Below are 2,088 nucleotides of genomic sequence, written 5' to 3'. Positions count from 1 at the left end.
CAGCAAGGATGATAAGATTCCCTTCATGAAGGCCTGTTGTAATCTTATCCAATCCAACAAAGCCAGTAGACAGACCAGTCACGAATCCATCTGTCTGTGAACGAGTCTCGACTATCTGCATATGTGTATCTAGAATATCAGCCACATTACGAAATCCTGTCCCTGCATTTTGATTACTGATATCCAGTAGAGATTTTTCAGTTTTAGCAATGATGTCACCAATCGATACATCACCTTGATAAGCACTAGATAACGAATCTGACAAGTTAGCAATTACTTTCCGAAGCGTAGCCTTTTCTTTAACGAGTTTGGCATAATGCTCCACATTCTTTGATGTTGGAGTTGAGTTCACTAACTCGACAACGTAGGTGATGCCCCCAATATTTGAAATGTCACCCTGATTAGTAAGAGCAGAAATCATGGTAGTAGGATCGATCGGCTCACCTTTTTCAAGTAATGACAACATTGTTTTAAAAACAATCTTGTTAGCAGGTTTGTAGAAATCTTCTGGAGTCAATTCGTCTGCAAGCAACGTCATTGTTTCTGGCGAGATAAAAACTGCACCAAGAACCGACTGTTCTGCAACTAGATCATGAGGTAGTATTCTAAAATCTTCACTCATGCGCTATCCTCCCAATATTTTTCTAGATCCACATTCATCACTGCAGCAAGGTTCTTTTGCTCAGTTAGGATTTGTCTGCGATAAGGCGCAAGACCAGCTTGTCGCTCCTCCTCACTTCGTGGCAAGTAATATCCGTTCGGCTTCATTTTCTTAGCTACGATAGGATGCCCAAAATTGACACGCAGGCTTTCGATGATTTCTTCTACCTTACGTTTTGAGAGCCCAGTTTCTAAACGAATTTCACTGGCTTGGATTGGCAAGTCGAAGGTCGCACAATTGATAATCATGTTTAAGACACGAATTTCTAATTCATTCATACTGCGACTAACAGTCATGTCTTTGCCCTCCATTTTCTAGGATTATGGCGAAAATCCATGGTCATTTCTTTGTAGAGCAAGCGCCCATTTTCTTCTAATAGGTTGGCATTTCGACTTCTTAGAAGATCATTGTTACCTGCTTCTTCCAGGTAGTCCTGAGCTAGCCTGTCATAGTCTTCGATACATGTCCGAAAAACTTGTGGCACGTCCTCAATCGTTGAAGAAAGTCCGATAGGAGGTTGAGAATCATAGGTGAATCCTCTATCACAGTTTTTCAAGTTTCTTCTTGCAACCTCTCTGAAATCTTCAGCTTCTTCAATGATGATCACTGTTTTTTGTTCAGTTTTTTCTTCATTTTTAGTAGTCAGTAACATCAGGATAAAGATCCCGATAAAGATTGATACTAAGCCAAGCAGCTGGCTTGATAAAGTTGGTTCTGTCATTTTATTCTCCTTACGCCCTCAATTTTCGTACTTCTTTCTCTAATTCCAAAATTTCATAAACATCATTGACATCATACATAATATCTTTTCCTTGCTTACGAAATCTTAAGCCTTTAAGTTCTAACTTCTTAATATAGCCATGAGTAAAGCCGAACTTCTTCATCAAAGCTTGTTGATTGATTGGCATGCGATCATTCTCTAACTGCTCCTTGACCTGCTTTTCAGCAAAAGCCAATAATTGATTCGTGAACAATTCAGCACTTTCGCCGTCCAATCGTAATTGTAACGTTATTCCTTCCATTTTTTACATCCTCTCAACTATGCGGGCAAGCATTTTTTGTGATATAATGGTTTAAATTGTTTAAGTAAGTACCTGATTTCTGTCAGGTGCTTTTTTGTTATTCTCCTATCTGTTATAATAAAGCCAGAAAGGAGGTGAGAATATGAAACAATTCATCAAAGATTGTTTTGATGAAAGTGATGAGAATGATTCAATCACAATCACTTTCTCAAATGGTGATAAAATTGACTTTTTCCAAGTATATGATGATTGCTCTGACACTGCGAATCATATAGTTCTTGTAGAAGTTGAAACGGATTTTCGACATCTAGTCAATCTTGATTATGTAGTACACATTCGTTCAAATGCGTAATCTTCCAGCACCTAATTTTGATGATTAGGTGTTTTTTGTTGCATAGCACGTTT

5 protein-coding genes are annotated in these 2,088 nt (G+C 38.3%); 1 reads left to right on the top strand and 4 read right to left on the bottom strand.

Annotated elements, in window-relative coordinates:
- The 4 genes from HMPREF2805_RS00040 to HMPREF2805_RS00025 all read right to left on the bottom strand — a co-directional run.
- Window positions 1-622 (bottom strand): DnaB-like helicase N-terminal domain-containing protein (locus HMPREF2805_RS00040; protein WP_315940852.1); only part of this gene is annotated, 622 nt, incomplete at its 3' end.
- On the bottom strand, window positions 619-957 hold the full coding sequence (locus HMPREF2805_RS00035; RefSeq protein ID WP_075230936.1) for a hypothetical protein: 339 nt from the start codon (window positions 955-957) through the stop codon (window positions 619-621). The genes HMPREF2805_RS00035 and HMPREF2805_RS00040, both read right to left, overlap by 4 nt.
- Window positions 954-1,382, bottom strand: coding sequence for a hypothetical protein (locus tag HMPREF2805_RS00030; RefSeq protein WP_075230935.1), 429 nt, complete (start codon window positions 1,380-1,382; stop codon window positions 954-956). Before HMPREF2805_RS00030 ends, HMPREF2805_RS00035 begins: the two co-directional genes overlap by 4 nt.
- Window positions 1,383-1,392: 10 nt before the next feature.
- Entirely contained in the window at window positions 1,393-1,683 is a 291-nt protein-coding gene (locus HMPREF2805_RS00025; RefSeq protein ID WP_075230934.1) for a hypothetical protein, read from the bottom strand.
- A gap of 142 nt (window positions 1,684-1,825) precedes the next feature.
- Here HMPREF2805_RS00025 and HMPREF2805_RS00020 point away from each other — a divergent pair, with 142 nt between their 5' ends.
- Entirely contained in the window at window positions 1,826-2,035 is a 210-nt protein-coding gene (locus HMPREF2805_RS00020) for a hypothetical protein (protein WP_075230933.1), read from the top strand.
- Window positions 2,036-2,088: the final 53 nt, after the last annotated feature.

The organism is Streptococcus sp. HMSC034E03, assembly GCF_001811505.1.
Lineage (GTDB): Bacteria > Bacillota > Bacilli > Lactobacillales > Streptococcaceae > Streptococcus.
This window is presented reverse-complemented; position numbering and strand designations above follow the sequence as displayed.

Excerpts from the sequence above, each read along its gene's own strand:
- HMPREF2805_RS00030 (WP_075230935.1), bottom strand. The coding sequence starts at position 1,382 with ATGACAGAACCAACTTTATCAAGCCAGCTGCTTGGCTTAGTATCAATC.
- HMPREF2805_RS00020 (WP_075230933.1), top strand. The coding sequence starts at position 1,826 with ATGAAACAATTCATCAAAGATTGTTTTGATGAAAGTGATGAGAATGAT.
- HMPREF2805_RS00035 (WP_075230936.1), bottom strand. The coding sequence starts at position 957 with ATGACTGTTAGTCGCAGTATGAATGAATTAGAAATTCGTGTCTTAAAC.
- HMPREF2805_RS00025 (WP_075230934.1), bottom strand. The coding sequence starts at position 1,683 with ATGGAAGGAATAACGTTACAATTACGATTGGACGGCGAAAGTGCTGAA.